Source organism: Glutamicibacter endophyticus (assembly GCF_048457885.1).
Taxonomy (GTDB): domain Bacteria; phylum Actinomycetota; class Actinomycetes; order Actinomycetales; family Micrococcaceae; genus Glutamicibacter; species Glutamicibacter endophyticus.
In genome coordinates this window covers 1,925,364-1,943,100 of record NZ_CP174200.1, presented here as the reverse complement: position 1 = coordinate 1,943,100, position 17,737 = coordinate 1,925,364, and the positions used below count along the sequence as shown (strand labels likewise).

At 58.2% G+C, this 17,737-nt stretch carries 16 protein-coding genes and 1 pseudogene; 16 read left to right on the top strand and 1 reads right to left on the bottom strand.

Annotated features, from left to right (window positions below; all coding sequences use genetic code 11):
• The first annotated feature begins 59 nt into the window (after window positions 1-59).
• The 13 genes and pseudogenes from poxB to ACJD00_RS09010 all read left to right on the top strand — a co-directional run bounded on the left by poxB (window position 60) and on the right by ACJD00_RS09010 (window position 14,435).
• A complete protein-coding gene (poxB, locus tag ACJD00_RS09070) occupies window positions 60-1,784 on the top strand; it encodes a ubiquinone-dependent pyruvate dehydrogenase (protein WP_418906746.1) in 1,725 nt (574 codons plus the stop codon).
• 95 nt (window positions 1,785-1,879) lie between these two features.
• Window positions 1,880-2,632, top strand: coding sequence for a YggS family pyridoxal phosphate-dependent enzyme (locus tag ACJD00_RS09065; RefSeq protein WP_309406944.1), 753 nt, complete (start codon window positions 1,880-1,882; stop codon window positions 2,630-2,632).
• Window positions 2,632-3,459, top strand: a complete 828-nt coding sequence (locus tag ACJD00_RS09060; RefSeq protein WP_418906745.1) for a PfkB family carbohydrate kinase — start codon at window positions 2,632-2,634, stop codon at window positions 3,457-3,459. Before ACJD00_RS09065 ends, ACJD00_RS09060 begins: the two co-directional genes overlap by 1 nt.
• A 466-nt stretch (window positions 3,460-3,925) precedes the next feature.
• A complete protein-coding gene (nrdH, locus tag ACJD00_RS09055) occupies window positions 3,926-4,156 on the top strand; it encodes a glutaredoxin-like protein NrdH (protein ID WP_309406947.1) in 231 nt (76 codons plus the stop codon).
• Window positions 4,157-4,219: 63 nt separating this feature from the next.
• Window positions 4,220-4,708, top strand: coding sequence for a class Ib ribonucleoside-diphosphate reductase assembly flavoprotein NrdI (gene nrdI / locus ACJD00_RS09050; RefSeq protein WP_418906744.1), 489 nt, complete (start codon window positions 4,220-4,222; stop codon window positions 4,706-4,708).
• Window positions 4,705-6,843 (top strand): class 1b ribonucleoside-diphosphate reductase subunit alpha, encoded by a 2,139-nt coding sequence (gene nrdE / locus ACJD00_RS09045; protein WP_418906743.1) that lies wholly within the window; start codon window positions 4,705-4,707, stop codon window positions 6,841-6,843. The genes nrdI and nrdE overlap by 4 nt, the downstream gene beginning before the upstream one ends.
• A 215-nt stretch (window positions 6,844-7,058) precedes the next feature.
• Entirely contained in the window at window positions 7,059-8,033 is a 975-nt protein-coding gene (gene nrdF, locus ACJD00_RS09040; protein ID WP_309406951.1) for a class 1b ribonucleoside-diphosphate reductase subunit beta, read from the top strand.
• Between the two features lie 646 nt (window positions 8,034-8,679).
• Window positions 8,680-9,276, top strand: coding sequence for a DUF4240 domain-containing protein (locus tag ACJD00_RS09035; RefSeq protein ID WP_418906742.1), 597 nt, complete (start codon window positions 8,680-8,682; stop codon window positions 9,274-9,276).
• A gap of 298 nt (window positions 9,277-9,574) precedes the next feature.
• Window positions 9,575-10,405, top strand: a pseudogene (locus ACJD00_RS09030) (PEP/pyruvate-binding domain-containing protein); the annotation flags it as partial.
• A gap of 1,272 nt (window positions 10,406-11,677) precedes the next feature.
• Window positions 11,678-11,977 (top strand): PEP-utilizing enzyme, encoded by a 300-nt coding sequence (locus tag ACJD00_RS09025; protein ID WP_418909326.1) that lies wholly within the window; start codon window positions 11,678-11,680, stop codon window positions 11,975-11,977.
• Entirely contained in the window at window positions 11,961-12,557 is a 597-nt protein-coding gene (locus ACJD00_RS09020) for a TetR/AcrR family transcriptional regulator (protein WP_418906741.1), read from the top strand. The genes ACJD00_RS09025 and ACJD00_RS09020 overlap by 17 nt, the downstream gene beginning before the upstream one ends.
• Window positions 12,558-12,638: 81 nt before the next feature.
• Window positions 12,639-13,916 (top strand): MFS transporter, encoded by a 1,278-nt coding sequence (locus ACJD00_RS09015; protein ID WP_418906740.1) that lies wholly within the window; start codon window positions 12,639-12,641, stop codon window positions 13,914-13,916.
• Between the two features lie 339 nt (window positions 13,917-14,255).
• Window positions 14,256-14,435, top strand: coding sequence for a hypothetical protein (locus ACJD00_RS09010; RefSeq protein ID WP_418906739.1), 180 nt, complete (start codon window positions 14,256-14,258; stop codon window positions 14,433-14,435).
• A gap of 193 nt (window positions 14,436-14,628) precedes the next feature.
• On the opposite strand, the gene ACJD00_RS09005 is transcribed toward ACJD00_RS09010, so the two are convergent.
• Window positions 14,629-15,051, bottom strand: a complete 423-nt coding sequence (locus tag ACJD00_RS09005; protein WP_418906738.1) for a CBS domain-containing protein — start codon at window positions 15,049-15,051, stop codon at window positions 14,629-14,631.
• 487 nt (window positions 15,052-15,538) lie between these two features.
• On the opposite strand from ACJD00_RS09005, the gene ACJD00_RS09000 reads away from it, so the two are divergent.
• The 3 genes from ACJD00_RS09000 to ACJD00_RS08990 all read left to right on the top strand — a co-directional run bounded on the left by ACJD00_RS09000 (window position 15,539) and on the right by ACJD00_RS08990 (window position 17,731).
• On the top strand, window positions 15,539-16,747 hold the full coding sequence (locus ACJD00_RS09000; RefSeq protein WP_418906737.1) for an IS110 family transposase: 1,209 nt from the start codon (window positions 15,539-15,541) through the stop codon (window positions 16,745-16,747).
• Window positions 16,748-17,047: 300 nt separating this feature from the next.
• Complete coding sequence (locus tag ACJD00_RS08995; protein WP_418906736.1) at window positions 17,048-17,242, top strand: hypothetical protein; 195 nt, start codon at window positions 17,048-17,050, stop codon at window positions 17,240-17,242.
• Window positions 17,243-17,419: 177 nt separating this feature from the next.
• On the top strand, window positions 17,420-17,731 hold the full coding sequence (locus ACJD00_RS08990) for a hypothetical protein (RefSeq protein WP_418906735.1): 312 nt from the start codon (window positions 17,420-17,422) through the stop codon (window positions 17,729-17,731).
• Window positions 17,732-17,737: the final 6 nt, after the last annotated feature.

Sequence of the window (17,737 nt, the reverse complement as noted above, 5' to 3'; positions counted from 1 at the left end):
CCCGACACCTAGGCTTGGGCGTGAGGGAAGTACTTTGTCGTTGAGCACGGGAGGTTTCTATGTCTACGGTGGCCGAATACATCATCGCCCAGTTGCGCGCACAGGGAGTCCAGCGGATGTACGGGATCCCGGGCGACTCACTCAACGGGCTTACCGACGCGCTGCGGCGGGATGGAAGTATCGAATGGGTGCACCATCGTCACGAGGAATCGGCTGCCTTTGCTGCCGCAGCAGAAGCCGAAATCACCGGTGAACTGGCAGTCTGCGTTGGTTCCTGCGGGCCGGGCAATCTGCACCTGATCAACGGGCTCTACGATGCGCAACGTTCTCGGGTGCCGGTGGTGGCCATCGCCGCGCAGATTCCCACCAGCGAGATCGGCTCCGGATATTTTCAGGAGACCCACCCGGTCGAGGTTTTCCGGGAGTGCTCAGTCTATGCCGAACAGGTCACCGCCCCGGAGCAGCTGCCGCGCATGTTGCGTATTGCCTTGCGAGAGGCCATTGAGAAGCGCGGGGTCGCGGTGCTGGTCATCTCCGGAGACGTTGCGCTGAGCCAGATGCCCGCAGCTCAGCCGCGCAAGATCCATGCAACCGATCCGCGCATGCTTCCTAGCGAAAGCGAGCTGCACGCCGCCGTGGAACTGCTTGAATCCGCCGAGAAGATCACCATCTTGGCAGGAGCCGGTTGCGCCGGAGCCCACTCCGAAGTGATGGCGTTGGCCGATACGCTCGGGGCGCCCATCGTGCATTCGATGCGTGGCAAGGAGCACCTCGAATACGAGAACCCGTTCGATGTCGGGATGACCGGTCTTTTGGGTTTCGCCTCGGGATATCGAGCCATCGACGCCGCCGAGGTACTGCTGATGCTCGGCACCGATTTCCCCTACCAGCAGTTCTATCCCGCCCACGCCAAAACCATTCAGATCGATATGCGTGGAGCACAATTGGGACGACGTACCGAGCTTGATCTGGGCCTGTGCGGGACCGTCAAAGACACTGCCGCCGCATTGACCGCCCGGTTGGAGCGGCGCAGGGACCGCCGACATCTAGACGATGCGCTCGAGCACTACACCAAAACCCGGGCAAAGCTCGACGAACTGGCTACAGAATCCTCGGCCGGAGAGCCGATCCACCCGCAATATCTCACCCGTCTACTCGACGAACGCGCCACCGACGACGCCATTTTCACCGCCGATGTCGGCTCCCCGGTGATATGGGCCGCCCGCTACCTGAAAATGAGTGCCTCTCGCCGCTTACTGGGGTCCTTCAATCACGGCTCGATGGCCAATGCGCTCTGTCATGCCCTGGGCGCGCAGGCCGTCGATCGCGACCGACAGGTGATCGCGCTCGCCGGAGACGGCGGTGTGGCAATGATGCTCGGAGAATTGCTGACCGCCACGCAAAACGGGCTACCGGTGAAAATTGTGGTGTTCAACAACTCCTCGCTGAACTTTGTGGAGTTGGAGATGAAGTCGGCCGGATTCGTGAATTACGGTACCGAGTTGGAGAACCCGAACTTTGCCGCCGTGGCCCAGGCCGCCGGGCTACATGGGATTCGGGTAGATGAGTCCGACCAGCTTCCTGCGGCGGTGAATGAATTCCTTGCACATGACGGTCCGGCGCTTCTTGATGTGCGCACCGCGCGTCAAGAGCTCTCGATGCCGCCGAGCATTACCGCCGAGCAGGCTAAGGGCTTCGCCCTTTACGCCATACGCACCGTGCTCTCGGGGCGTGGAGACGAACTGTTGGATTTGGCGAAAACCAACTGGCGGCAATTGTTCTAGACGACGCGGCCACGGTGACGCACTAAGCTGGTGGGGCATGCCCCGTAGCGGGCATATGCACGATAAGCATCAAGTGAAAGAGGTCAGAGCAACACATGACGTCGCAGCCGGCCGCCGCCCGGGCAGCCACCATCGAAGACTTCACGCACAACCTGCAGACGGTTCGGCAACGCATTGCCGCAGCTGCCGAGCGGTCCGGGCGCGCGGCAGCCAACGTGCGGCTGCTGCCGGTGACGAAAACCATCCCGGCCGAGCGACTGCGTCTAGCGATCGCCGCAGGCGTCGACTGCTTGGGAGAGAACAAGGTCCAGGAGGCGCTGGGGAAGTACGAGGAGTTCCACCAAGAGTTCCCTCACCTGCGTTATGCCGTGATCGGCCCGCTGCAAAGCAACAAGGCCAAATTTGTGGCGCGTTTCGCGGATGAATTCCATGCCCTGGATTCCTTGAAGCTAGCCACCGTGTTGCAACGGAAACTGGAAGAGGAAGACCGGACCCTCGAGGTTTACCTACAGGTCAACACCTCCGGTGAAGCCAGTAAATCGGGGCTGCCGGCCGCCGAGATCGGTGAATTGGCGGCTGCCTTGGCCCCGTTGGATCGCCTCAAACCGCGGGGGCTGATGACCTTGGCGACCAATACCAGTGACGAACCCACGGTGCGGGCATGTTTTAAGTTGCTGCGCGACACCGCCGAGTCGGTGCGCGATCGGCTTGCGGTGCCCGAGGCATTCGACCAGCTCTCCATGGGGATGAGCGGGGACTTCGAATGGGCGATTGAAGAAGGAGCCACCGTAGTGCGCGTCGGTCAGGGGATCTTTGGGGCACGACAGTACCCGCAGGCCGACGCCTAATGCATGACTACGAGCTGGATACTCGGCCGGTCGATGCCGTGCTCATCGGTGCACAGTTGGCCTACGGCTCGACGGGAAATAACATCACCATCCGCTTCCTTGAGCGCTCGGGATTCCGCGCCGTACAGGTGCCAACGGCGCTACTGAGCAACTTGCCCCTATATCCGTCCTCGGCCGGTGGCGAGTTACCCGATGGCTACCTCAGCGGCATATTAGAGGAATTGTTGCGCCGCGAGGTATTGGCGACGGCGCGCTACATCGTCGTGGGTTATCTGGGTAATGCGCGGCAAGCGGAGATCCTCGGTGCCTGGTACCGGAAGGCCCGCGAGCAATACCCGCAGCTACGGTTGATTGTGGACCCGGACATCGGGGATGCGGAGGAGGGGCTCCACGCCGATCCGGCGGTGGTCCAGAGTTATATCGAGCATCTGTTGCCCCTGGCGTGGCTGATGACCCCTAATCTCTTCGAGCTGGGTGTGATGGCCGAAGAAACGGTAGAGGACGAAGAACAGATCCTGCAGGCAGCCTATGAGGTGATTGATGCCGGGGTACCCAATCTCATCGTGACCTCCGTACCCGGCGATACGCCAGAACTCATTGGCACATTGCTGGCCACCGAAGACGAGCAGGTAGAACAGGTAGACACGCTCCGCGTGGAGACAAGCGCCAAGGGCGCCGGCGCTTGCCTCCTCGGGGCTTTGGTGGTGGAGCTGTTGCACGGCACCGGTCTAACCGAGTCCATGGCGCAGGCCGTGATTGCCACCACCCAAGTATTAGCCGGAGAAGATTCCGATTTCGCGCCCCATGCGACTAATCGGTGGCGTTGAGCGCTTCTCACATCTGGTGTGCGTGGGAGCCAAAGTGTCGGGGTGCGGACTCATACTTAGCTCACCACTATATGTAGTGGTGAGGGTGTATCCGCACCACAGTTCGACACACCGGAGGGGCGACGTGATTAAAGATATTTCTACGCACAGTCGGGGCTCATTCGCTATTCGCAGCTGTGGACAACCTTGAGCGCTGACGCGTGAAACCGGGGTTAAACAGGTTTACGGAACGGCTCGATATCCACAGCCACTGTTGACTTGACTTTAACGCGCAAAAGTAGTGTGGCCACAACATGATGTGGCTACTTGCGCCCCCAAACACAAGATGTAGTATTGAACTCGACGATGCGAACGGCATCGAAAACACCTCAAACACCACTTTGAGGCACCAAGAATTTTGGTCCGGGATCGCGCGAGAACGCATTATCGCGGACTCTGGCAGGACTTAATAAGGGGAGAGAAGACCATGAGCGTCACCGTCTACACGAAGCCGTCTTGCGTGCAGTGCAATGCCACCTACCGAGCACTGGATAGCCGTGGCATCGAGTACAAGAAGGTTGACATCTCCCAGGACGCCGACGCCCTGGAATACGTGCGTGGACTGGGTTACGCCCAGGCCCCGGTCGTCGTCACCGACAGCAACCACTGGTCGGGTTTCCGTCCCGACATGATCGACGGGCTGGCTGCAGCTAACTAAGCCGAGGGCCGGAACTATCCGGCTCGCAGACCCCTCGTCGACGAACCATGGAGGCGAACACCCATGCCACCATCAGCGCTTGCCGGTCACCGGCAATCGGCTACGGCACCCGAGGGGGAGCGGTTCACGGAGGACGACCTGATCTACTTCTCGTCGGTCTCCGAGAACACTCGCCGTTTCGTCGAAAAACTGAATATTCCTGCGTCTCGGATCCCGGTTCACGCTCATGAACCCCAGCTGGTTGCAACGCGGCCCTATGTGCTGTTGATTCCAACCTACGGCGGCGAGCATGGAAAACGCTCGATCCTTCCGCAGATCATCAAGTTCCTCGCACATGAGGAAAACCGCCGGCTGCTCCGCGGAGTTATAGGGGCGGGTAACACGAACTTCGGCGAGTACTACTGCATCGCGGCGAAAAAAATCGCCGTCAAGTGCAATGTGCCGCTCCTCTACAAATTTGAACTAATGGGAACCTCGGAAGACGTTCTCAATGTCAGAAAAGGACTTGAACTCTTTTGGACACAAGCCTCGCTGAACCGGAAGCAGCCATGAACTCCACCAAAGAGCTACCCGCCCAGTTCCAAGGATTGAGCTACAACGACCTGAACGCCATGCTGAACCTCTATGGTCCAGATGGAAAGATTCAGTTCGAAGTCGATCGCTACGCCGCTCGTCAGTACTTCTTGGATCACGTGAATAACAACACCGTGTTCTTCCATGATCTGGATGAGAAGCTCGAGTACTTGGTCAAGCACGACTACTACGAGCGCGAAACCCTCGACCAGTACACGATGAACTTCATTCGTGACCTGTTCAAGCGTGCTTATGGCAAGAAGTTCCGCTTCGAAACCTTCTTGGGTGCGTTCAAGTTCTACACCTCCTACACGCTGAAAACCTTCGATGGTAAGCGTTACCTGGAGCGCTACGAGGACCGCGTGTGCATGGTGGCCATGCACTTGGCCCGCGGTGATGAGAAGCTTGCCGAGCAGTTAGTCGACGAGATCATCGGCGGCCGTTTCCAGCCGGCCACCCCGACCTTCCTGAACGCCGGTAAGGCGCAGCGTGGCGAACTGGTCTCCTGCTTCCTGCTGCGTATCGAAGACAATATGGAATCTATCGCCCGCGCGGTGAATTCCTCCTTGCAGCTGTCCAAGCGTGGCGGTGGCGTCGCGCTGTCGCTGACCAACCTGCGCGAACACGGTGCCCCGATCAAGCAGATCGAAAACCAGTCCTCCGGTGTCATCCCGGTGATGAAGCTTCTCGAGGATTCCTTCTCCTACGCTAATCAGCTCGGTGCCCGTCAGGGTGCTGGCGCGGTGTACCTCAACGCGCACCATCCGGACATCTACCGCTTCTTGGATACCAAGCGCGAGAACGCCGATGAGAAGATCCGTATCAAGACCCTCTCCTTGGGTGTGGTCATTCCGGATATCACCTTCGAAATCGCGCGCAAGAACGAGGACATGTACCTGTTCAGCCCCTATGACGTTGAGCGCGTCTACGGGGTGCCGTTCAGCGAAATCTCGGTTACCGAAAAGTACTACGAGATGGTCGACGATTCGCGAATCCGTAAGACCAAGATCAACGCGCGTGAATTCTTCACCACCCTGGCCGAGATCCAGTTCGAGTCCGGTTATCCGTACATCATGTTCGAGGACACCGTAAACCGGGCTAACCCGATCGCCGGACGCATCACCATGTCGAATCTCTGCTCGGAGATTCTGCAGGTGTCCTCCGCTTCGGAGTTCTCCGATGACCTCAGCTACTCCAAGATCGGCAAGGACATCTCCTGCAACTTGGGCTCGATGAACATCGCCAAGGCCATGGATGCCAAGGACCTTGGAAACTCCGTCGAAATCGCGATTCGCGCACTGAGCGCCGTATCCGATATGTCGAATATCGCCTCCGTCCCGTCAATTGCCGATGGCAATGCGAAGTCTCACGCCATTGGCTTGGGGCAGATGAACCTGCATGGTTTCTTGGCACGTGAGCACGTTTACTATGGCTCCGAGGAAGGTATTGATTTCACCAATATCTACTTCTACACGATCCTGTTCCACGCACTGAGCGCATCGAATAAGATCGCCATTGAACGCGGCGAGACCTTCGATAACTTCGAGAACTCGGCCTACGCAAGCGGTGAGTTCTTCGACAAGTACACCGAGCAGGTCTGGGCTCCGGCCACTGCACGCGTACAGGAGCTGTTCGAAGGCATCCACATTCCGACTCAGGAAGACTGGCTGCAGCTGAAGGCTTCCGTGATGGAGCACGGTATCTACAACCAGAACCTGCAGGCCATCCCGCCGACCGGTTCGATTTCGTACATCAACAACTCGACCTCCTCGATCCACCCGGTCGCCGCAAAGATCGAGATCCGCAAGGAAGGTAAGATCGGCCGCGTCTACTACCCGGCTCCTTACATGAACAACGAGAATATCGAGTTCTACGAGGATGCCTACGAGATCGGTTACGAGAAGATCATCGACACCTACGCCGCAGCAACGCAGCACGTCGATCAGGGCCTGTCGTTGACCTTGTTCTTCAAGGACACCGTCACCACACGTGACATCAACAAGGCGCAGATCTACGCATGGCGCAAGGGCATCAAGACCCTGTACTACATCCGCTTGCGCCAGATGGCGTTGGAGGGCACCGAAGTAGATAACTGCGTGTCCTGCATGCTGTAGCAGCAAACTAAAAGCGAAGTAGTCCGTCTATCGCGGCATTCCTAAAATAGCTACCGAACCCTAGTGGGTTCGGTAGCTATTTGTAGTTAAACCCCTAGTCAAACCCATAAATTTCAACTCGTGTTGTACGTCTAATTATTAGCAATCACCCTGTCTTAAGAGTAGGATTTAGGGTGAAATCGACTGTGATCCATAGTGTTGAGCAATGAGGGGCAATGACCGAGAAGCTAAAGCTCGCCGATAAGGTTGAAGCAATTAACTGGAACCGCATCCAGGACGATAAAGACGTCGAGGTGTGGAACCGTCTGGTGAACAACTTCTGGCTGCCGGAAAAGGTGCCGCTGTCCAACGACATTCAGTCATGGGCCACGCTGACCGAAGACGAGAAGCTTCTGACCATGCGCGTCTTCACTGGTTTGACCTTGCTCGACACGATCCAGGGCACCGTAGGCGCCGTCTCGCTGATCCCAGATGCGATTACCCCTCATGAAGAAGCGGTGTACACCAACATCGCGTTCATGGAATCGGTGCACGCGAAGAGCTATTCTTCGATTTTCTCTACGCTGTGCTCCACCAAGGAAATTGACGAAGCGTTCCGCTGGTCCACCGAGAATGTGAACCTGCAGAAGAAGGCTCAGATCATCGAGAGCTACTACCACGGTGATGATCCACTCAAGCGCAAGATTGCTTCGACCCTGCTCGAATCGTTCTTGTTCTACTCTGGTTTCTACCTACCGATGCACTGGTCTTCACGCGCCAAGCTGACCAACACCGCAGACCTGATTCGTCTGATCATCCGCGACGAAGCAGTCCACGGCTACTACATCGGCTACAAGTTCCAGAAGGGCTTGGAGAAGGAGAGCGAGCAGCGCCGTCAGGAACTGAAGGATTACACCTTCGAGCTACTCTTCGAGCTGTATGAGAACGAGGTTCAGTACACCCACGATCTGTATGATCCGGTGGGCCTGAGCGAAGATGTTAAGAAGTTCCTTCACTACAACGCCAACAAGGCGCTGATGAACCTCGGCTACGAGGCGATGTTCCCGGCTTCCGTGACCGACGTGTCTCCAGCAATCCTTGCCGCGTTGAGCCCGAATGCCGATGAGAACCACGACTTCTTCTCCGGATCCGGTTCTTCGTACGTTATTGGTAAGGCAGTGAACACCGAGGACGAAGACTGGGACTTCTAAAAGACTGTGCCTTATAGGCCATATTGACCGCCGGAAAGTGCCCGGAATCCGCGTAATTTTACGTGGGTTCCGGGCCTTTTGCTTCGGGGCTGCCAAGCAGCCGTAGAGGAAACCTTACCTGCAGGCAAACCATCGTTGCAGGTGATTTGCCGTCGGTTCTAGTTGTTCCTGGATCCGTTTCCGCATTCTATGCTGACTGCATTGGCTTGAGCGCCAACTCGGTCGCCCAGAGTCGTTTTCTTCTGTCAGCGGACTGCACTCCAGCAGCAATGATTGCCCCCAACAAGTCGGAGGGTCTTCCTTTAGCTAGCCAACACTCTTGATGAAAGAAAAATTCTCGAGAAAAACTCTTACCTCAACGGAAGCTTACATATAGATTTAGGCAGTTAGCTTAGGCAATTGTGGGTATGCCTTGTCACGAGCGCATTTAGTGCACGTCGCCGGTGAACCAGTCGAGGGAGTTCAATTGAGAGATGCTCAAAGTAATGTTTCGACAATTCGTGTTGGAAGCGGATGGCGGATAGCACGGTGGCGAAGCATAAGCAAGATCCTCACGGCCCTTGTTGTGCTAAGTCTTGGAGCAGTGCTGGGAGCCTGCGGGCAAAGCCCGCTAGCGGGTGGAATGCAAGCGGATCCGAGTCAGCCCGTGGCCACATCAAATGGACTGAGCCCAAGCCCTGGCGCGACCACGGAAGAAACGCCCGACCTTGCAGATGTGCCGGAATTCATGAACAACGAACAATTCTGGGACATCATAGAGCGCTCAGTGCGGGCAACGCGCGCTGACCCGGAGGAACAACTAGCAGTATTGGAGGATTCGTTAGCTGAATTGCCGCCGAAAGACGTTGCTGAATTTCACGCCACCTTCGTGGCTAAGGCATTCGAGCTGTATTCGTGGGACCTCTGGGGTGCTGTATATGTTCTTTACGACGGATGTTCGCCTGACTGTTTTGAGTACCTTCGGTCGTGGGTAGTTGCTCAAGGGAAGGATTACTTCGAAGAAGTAAAGAGTGATCCTCGGGCCCTCGCCCAGGGGCGCCTGAGCTATGCCGGGGAGAGCGATTTCGCTGAATTGTTCGCGTACACGATCGAAGATGCCTACGGTAGAGCGAGTGGTGGTGGCAGTCTCTTTGAGGACTATCCGCATAACCCTTCGACGATTGCCCGTGAGTCTCCCAAGGGTCAGAAGTGGGATGAGGCTACCGTGGAGCAGCTTTTTCCTGACCTTAGACCGCTCGAGTAGTACCTTGAACTGCTCTTGCCAGATCCTATGGTGACCGCATGAGAACTGCCGAGATTGGCGTAAGTATTTCCTGACGGCACTGTTTGCGGTGTCTCGCGCCGGTTTGGCACGGGTACCGTCTCGAGACTCGGATTGCGGTTCATTTGGCGCTAGGAGATATCGGCGCGTATCGAACAGGCTTCGCTTACTGTCGGGGGTCACGTTTGGTTCATTGAGTTTCGCCGCTGCCTGAGTGTGGCGACAAATCCGCTCCGCTAAAATAGTGTACGAGCCGTTTACTAAGTGCTACCGTGAAGCCATGAATCGCGAAACGGTGTTGCCACTTGAGTCTTCCGAAGGAACGCTCGCTGCCATCGGAGGGAAGGCGCTGGGTCTCTCGCGCTTGCTGGCACTGGGGGAGCGCGTTCCGCCGGGATTCGTGATTACTACCGACGTCTATAACGCGGCGCGCCAGGACTCTAATGATGCAGTGCTCACCGTTCCGGAAGTGGATGAGCACGTGATTCGTGAAGCCTACCGACAGCTAGGATCCCCGCTAGTGGCTGTACGTTCCAGTGCAACCGCCGAAGACCTGCCCGGTGCAGCGTTTGCCGGGCAGCAGGAAACCTATCTAGGTGTGCTTGGCGAAGAAGCATTGCTGGAAGCGATAACCGACTGTTGGGCTTCATTGCACTCTGAGCGGGCACGGAGCTACCGAAACGAGCGAGGTATCGACGAATCAGAGGTATCGATCGCTGTCGTTGTGCAGCAAATGGTAGACGCTGATTTTGCCGGTGTTATGTTCACTGCTGACCCGGTCACGGGGGACCGGAAGCGCGTAGTTATTGAGTCCAATCCTGGCCTAGGCGAGGCGGTGGTCTCTGGGTTGGTCATCACGGATCGTGCAGTCCTAGGAGAAGATGGACTGATACTTGAGCGTCGTGCCGGTGCGCCGGAAGCGGTTATCCGGCTCAAAGCTTCCGGCGGCGTCAGCACGGAGCGTGGCCAAGGTGAGGCGCGGCTTGAGGAAGCACAACTCAAAGAACTAGCTGCCGCTGGGCGGAGGATTCGCGACGGGTTTGACCGGCCGATGGATATTGAATGGGCCACGGTGGGTTCGGAACTCTATATTCTCCAGGCTCGCCCCATGACGGCGCTTCCGCCGGCACCGCGCAAACTTGGTTCCGTAGAACGAAAAGTCGCCCCAATGCTCTACGAACTACTGCCGCAACGGCCCACACCCATGGAAGTGGACGCGTGGATTACGCCCGGTATAGCCAAACTGGTCGCGCGAATGATGGGAGGCATCGCCGGAGTGCACGTGGACTATTCCGCCTCCCTTGTCCGGGAAGACGGCATCGTTACCGAATTCGTTCCCACCCGTCCGAAGCCGACTCTTGCCACCCCGTTGCGGATCGTACAGGCCCTTGGTCAGCGACCGTTGACTGGTGGGTGGCGAAATGACCCGCTCTACGCCACATATCTGCGTCAGTGCAGTGAACTCGATCGGCTTCCGCTCCGTGACCTACCGTGGCGGGAACTGGTCGAAATTCCTTCGCGGGCGTGCAGTAGCATGCAGCTGGTTGCCGAGCTGAGGGTGAAGTACCTGCGCCCAGCCGTCTCCAACGGACTGAAACTCGTTGCGGCATTGGCGATCACCGGACAGCTCGAACTACTTTCCGAGCTGTCTATTACTCCTCATACCGAGACGCACCGAATCAACGAGCGCCTATCTGACATTGCGGCCGAGTTGACCCAGAATCCTGAGGCCATGCAGATGCTAACCCAACACTCTGGTCGAGAGGCTCTCGCCGCATTGAATAACAACCCGGCAACCGCTCAGCTCGCTTCGCGTATTGACGAGTTCTTGATGACCTACGGCCATCGGGAATCGGCGAGCCTCCTGTTGCCTCGGGTTCCGACTTGGGGTGCCGATCCAACACCGGTGACTCATCTTCTGGGAGTGTTGGGCAATGGCGGGCACGAGTCCTCGGCCGGAGACCAACACGCACTTGAACGGTTATTAGCCCATCCGCTGCTTCGTGCCCAACCGGTTGCCGAGAAGGTGCGCTCCTGGGTGCATGGTGTGCAGGAATTTATCGCGGTTCGCGAAGACACACATTTCGAGATCACTCGAACTATGCCGGTTGTTCGTGCCGCCATAGAAGAGATGGGTAGGCGCCTGTATGCCGGTGGAGGACTTCAGCAGTTCGAGGACGTTTGGTTCCTTGACTATGCAGTACTGCGACAGGCTTCCGACGAAATACTGCTATGCGCACCGAACAATGCGCACCGGGCGGGCGAACGCCGGCGCCGTCACGATGAACTAGCCGCGGCACCGCTGATCTCTCCGGCCACACTCTACGATCTGTCGCCGGTATCCGGGGCACTACTTCATGGCACAGGTTCCGGAGGTGGCAGGGTGACCGCACCGGTTCGCCTAGTACATAGTGCGGCGGAATTCGACCGGCTCTTACCGGGAGAAATCTTGGTTTGCCCGGCCACAAACCCTTCATGGACACCTCTATTCGCCCGTGCCGCCGGGGTTGTCGTCGATCACGGGTCGGCCGGCTCCCACGCCGCCATCGTCGCCCGGGAGTACCGAATTCCGGCCGTAATGGGGTGCGCATCGGGCACCACAACGCTCACCGATGGGCAATGGGTCACCGTGGACGGGGATCGAGGCTTGGTTCTGGAGGCTAAAAATGAGCACGCCAACTGATCATCGTTCAGCGCCGCGCCGCCGTGGGGAGGAACTTGTCGACGCGATCCTATCGGCAGCCTGCCAAGAGCTTATCGAGGTTGGCTACGCCAAACTCAGCTATGAGTCGGTAGCCCGGAGGTCCGGGGCCTCGAAGGTCTCCATCTATCGGAGGTGGCCGACTAAGCCAGAACTGGTTAAATCGGCTGCCGCCCATCACGCGCATATTCCCCAACTTCCCGGGGAGCCGTCGACCCTCCAAGCGGACCTACGCTCGGTGCTCGGGGACGTAGCGCGGCAAATTGATGCACCGATCGGGCAACTCCTACGCGCGCTGATGGCCGCGAGCGTTGCGGAACAAGCGCCGAGTATGGCCGAACTTTCGTGGGGGATGGGACCGGGTTTAATGCGCAAAGTAGCCGAGCAGGCGGTGGCTCGTGGTGAACTTTCGGATGTGCCCGAGGGGCTCGTGCTCAGCGTTCCCACCGATCTCATCAAACAACGCTTCATCAGTTACGGCACCGTGAATCAAGAGTTCATCGACGATCTAGTACAGCTGATCGTGCTTCCATTATGGCTGGGAGATAAGTCCTCACGGTAACGATACGGCGCGCTATTCGCGAGCGAGGCACGGTGCCATAGTCTTGAGCACAGAGCCTGTCATAAAGGAGCCACCACAGCCATGTCACGTCTTGCCGCCGAGGAGTACAACGAGTCACAGATCGCCGCGATCCGCCGTCGGTCCATCGGTATTCTCGCGCTGGGACAGATACTCGGAGGATTAGGCGGCGGGGCCACGCTCACCCTCGGATCCTTGCTGATTGTCCACGTCTCTGGTTTGGACTCATTGGCGGGAATGGCTGCGACCATGAATACCTTGGGCGCCGCGGCCATGTCGGTACCCTTGGCGATGCTTGCCCAGCGGCTGGGACGTCGAATGTCGCTATCGACCGGAGCATTGATAGCGGTACTCGGATCTGCACTCATTGTCACCGGTGCGGTATGGAATTCCGTCTTAGTTCTCTTGGTCGGCATGCTCGTGCTAGGGACGGCCTCGGCCATGAACTTGCAATCACGTTTTGCGGCTACCGATCTTTCCGATGAACGCACGCGGGGACGAGATTTGTCGCTAGTTGTGTGGGCTACCACCGTAGGTGCAGTACTCGGCCCGAACCTCTTTGCCCCAGGTGAGGTGATTTCTTCCTCGTTGGGTCTGCCGACCTACACGGGCGGCTTCCTCATCGCCATGGCCGCCCAGATTCTAGGTCTCATTGTCTACTGGGCGGGCTTACGACCAGATCCGATGGTGGTGGCATGGCAGCGAGCAGGGATTGCGGGAACCCAGGTGGTTCGGCGCACCGGCGCAGGGTTCCGTCTGCTACGCGAGCTTCCGGCGGCACGGCGTGCGGTGCTGACCGTAGCGCTCAGCCACGCCTACATGGTTTCACTTATGTCGATGACGCCGGTGCATATGCAACATCACGGCGCATCGCTGACACTGATCGGATTTACGATCTCACTGCATGTGCTGGGCATGTACGCTTTCTCACCGATCTTCGGTTGGCTTACCGACCGCCTTGGCGCCGCCCGTATAGTGATGATTGGCCAGATACTGCTCATTGCCGCGAGCCTTTGCGTCTGGATGAACCCGACGGGACATGCTCTGGTAACCGTGGCCCTAGCCTTGCTGGGATTGGGATGGTCGGCGGCGACGGTGGCCGGTTCGACCATGGTTTCAGCGGCGGCACCCCTGGCCGAGCGCACCGCGCTACAAGGAACCTCAGACCTCCTCATGAATTTGGCCGGGGCACTGGGCGGGCTCTGTGCCGGGCCTGTCCTTGCGCTCGCCGGGTTCGAGGGGCTTGCCATGATTCTGTTGGCTCTGGCCCTGATCGTTGTGTTCTTGAATCGCGATGCCTGGTCGCTGGGCCTCTCGCGCCAGAAACTCCCCGATGATTAACACCAGGTGCACGCTTAGTGCGCTGACGTGTGGAATGCTCTCAAGCCTCCCGGACGTCCGTGGAGCCTGCCATCCTGTGGCGACGAAGCGTGATTTATCTCGGGCTCAATCTGGCGATGGTTCGTTGCCTGACGGCACCGGCCCCACAGATCTTTGAAACCTGAGTCCTCGCGCAGAGTTTGGCGGTGTCGCTGTTTTTTCAACCTAGCCGGCGTTAGCGTGAACGTGGTTCCGAGCCGCAACCAGAGAAGCGTTGCGCCATGGGAAAGACCGACGGTTAGCAACCTCGGGGTCTCGAGGAATCGATGGTGACACGGATACACAGGAGGGGAAGAGCAGATGACTGAGATCAACGAGCCAGAGAACCCTGATTCCACCGACACTAAGGACACCAACCAAAACGCCGAAACGCTACGGCACAGTAGTGACAGCGGTGTGGCCCGGCACGGGAAGCGGGCGGAAAAACCGAAGGACGACCAGGCCACCGAGGACGATGATGAGCGGTTTGACGCTGGATAGTCCGGGAGCGAACACTAGCGGCACACGGTAAAACCGACCGGACCGATGGAACCAGGCTCGTAAAGGGTGCAAGTTAGTCTCTACGTCCCGGCGATCCACATATCGTTTCTACGCATTAAATAAAACTTGGCGTTTGCTACCTCCGTGCACGGAGGTAGCAAACGCCAAGTTATTGACCAGACAGGTAACTGTCCTAGTCGTTAGGCTCGGATACTTCAGAAACCAGTTCGCCGGTCCCTTGGGTGTCGTAGTAGCGGGCAACGTCGGCCTGAGCCAGCATACCGACGAGTTTGTGCCCGTCGATTACCGGTAGCCGACGTACCTGATGCCGTTGCATGGTTCGAATTGCCTCGTCGACGGAATCGTCGGCACCGATCGTCACCGGCTTGCCTTGGGCGTATTCGGAAACCTTGCGGGTTGAGCCGGCAATATCGTTGGCGACACAGTTCACCACGATATCCCGATCGGTGATGGTACCGGCAAGCTGATCGTCGGTCCCGCAGATGGGCAACATACCCACATCGAGATCCCGCATGAGCTGCGCGGCATTCTGGATCGTGTCCTGCTCGTTGACGCACTGTGCAGGAGAGGTCATGAGTTCGCGTGCGCTGACCATGGTTCTTCCTTATCTTGTTTGTTGTGTGATTACGAGCATTCGTAGGCTTGGAGTCACGCCAGGGATTCCAAGCAGGGCTTATTGTTTTTTGCACCAAGTTTTCAGGGCTGGAAAGGAATGGCCACTTGGTATCCCGCAACGACTGATGACCGCTCATTGAGACACGCGACCACCGCTCGGTTGATGGTTCGCCGCATAAGGACACGACGACATTGTCGTTCCTTATCTTGTTTGTTGTGTGATTACGAGCATTCGTAGGCTTGGAGTCACGCCAGGGATTCCAAGCAGGGCTTATTGTTTTTTGCACCAAGTTTTCAGGGCTGGAAAGGAATGGCCACTTGGTATCCCGCAACGACTGATGACCGCTCATTGAGACACGCGACCACCGCTCGGTTGATGGTTCGCCGCATAAGGACACGACGGCATTGTCGTTCGGTGGTAACATCCCATCCCTTGTTGACTGAGCACGGACGGAGCGAACCCCACCATGAGCACCAAGCTCTGGGTCGGCATCGACGCCGGTAAATCCCATCACCACGCAGTCGCCATCGACACCGACGGACGGCAACTGCTCTCCAGAAAATTGGTGAACGACGAAGGGCCCATTCTCGAGTTGATCGCCGATGTCCACGCCCTGACCGAGGACCCGGAGATCCTCTGGGCTACCGATCTGAACCAAGGTCCCTCCTCGCTGCTTCTGGCTCTGCTGGCCGCCCACGTCCAACAGGTCCTCTATATCCCCGGACGCACCGTTCATGCCGCTGCCAAGGCCTACCAAGGCGGAAACAAAACCGACGCGAAGGACGCGGCGATCATCGCCGACCAAGCCCGCATGCGCAGAGACCTTCACCCGGTGAAAATCACCGACGAGACCGCGGCAGGGCTGAAAATCCTCACCGGCCAGCGTGCTGATCTGGTCGCGGACCGGACCCGAGCGATCAACCGGCTGCGCGGACTGCTCTCGGAGTACTTCCCGGCTCTGGAAGTAGCGTTTGATTTCGCTCAACGCAAAACCGCGTTGCTGTTGCTTACCCGTTACCAGAGCCCGGCGGTGATCCGGGCCTCCGGGGAAACCCGGATCACCAAATGGCTGAGCAGCAACGGGGGCATCCGTGGTGCCGCGGTGGCCCACGACGCGGTAGCTGCCGCGCACCGGCAACACACCACGATCCCTGGTGAGCAGACCGCCGTCAGCGCGATCAAGCGTCTGGCCGAACAAGTCCTGGAGCTCTACCGTGAGGTTGAAGCCATGGATCAGCAGATCCGGGTCTTGCTCAACCAGCACGCGTACGCGCCCTTGTTGTTGAGCATCCCCGGGATCGGGTTCCTGCTGGCTGCCGAATTCATCGGCGCGACCGGAGGAGAAATCAAGAACTTCCAGAACGCGAATCGGCTGGCAGGGATCGCTGGAGTCGCCCCGGTCTCGAAAGACTCCGGACGCATCACCGGCAACCGGCACCGACCCCACCGGTATGATCGGAAACTGCTGCGCGTGTGTTTCATCGCCGCGCAAACGGCGGCACGAATTTGCCCGGTCGCCGGAGCCTATTACGCCCGGAAACGGGCCGAGGGAAAGAACCACAAGCAAGCGGTCCTCGCGCTGGCCAGACGCAGGGTGAACGTGATCTGGGCGGTGCTCAGTTCTGGTCAACCATTTGATCCGACGCATCGTTCCTCCGCTCTGAAAACCGTCTAGCATTGCACTGACTTCAACCCGGTCATCGGATGTCCCTCCGCTAGTCACCGGGCGTCGAAACGCGCCCTAAAACCAATGCGCTCGGGGCTTGACAAACACCATTGAGATTCCTTTCGTTGGGTGCGGACGTGACCCACCATGGGCCACATGCCAAGCCGATTCAACGATTGCCAGCGACCTCAAAGGCGCCGCGGGTCGAAGCTGGCAAGAACCTATTAAGCGTGTACCACGGGCATAGACACTGGTATCGGTAGAGGAACGCACCCGAGGGCGCTTGAGCAACCAGAAGGGATCACCGTGATGGGATTTTTGGACAAGGCCAAACACGCAATCAGCCAGACGGTGGAAAGCCTGAAGGACACCAACAGGCAAGACCGGGACGAGGGCACAGGGGACTCTATGCCAGATCATGCCGACTCGGTGCAGGGGTATGACCCGGAACTGGACGTCTCTGAAGAGGACCAGTATGACCCAGAGGACGACGAACGCGGCTAGCTGTATCGGGGGAGGCTTCGAACCCAAAGTGCGCTAACTCTTCATAGGCTGCACACCAGGTTTGGAGACGACGCTAAACCAGGTTCGGGCTCGATACCCCGCTTAGCACTAACCGCGAGTACCGCACGGGCAATATCCGTTCCGCCGTGCGAATACACCAATGGAGAAGGAGTAGTCATGACCTTGAATAACTCAGAATTCGATAATGTCCGTAAGGATGAGGACATCGATGAACCATTGGACGGGCGCGATAGTCAGCCGATGCCCGGCTCACCGGACGCTACCGCCGAGTTGAACTCCGAAGACCCGCTTCGTGGAGTAGACCAAGTACTCGAAGAAAACGATCTGGACCCACTGCAGCTGAACCCCGAGAATTTGCCCTCGGAGTCTGCAGCCGGTGAGGCCCAGGCAGCGGAGAGTGACTCCGATACGGAAGCGAACCACCGCGCCAATCTTCCGGATCAGCGCGACAACCCGGACCACGAGTAGGAGCGG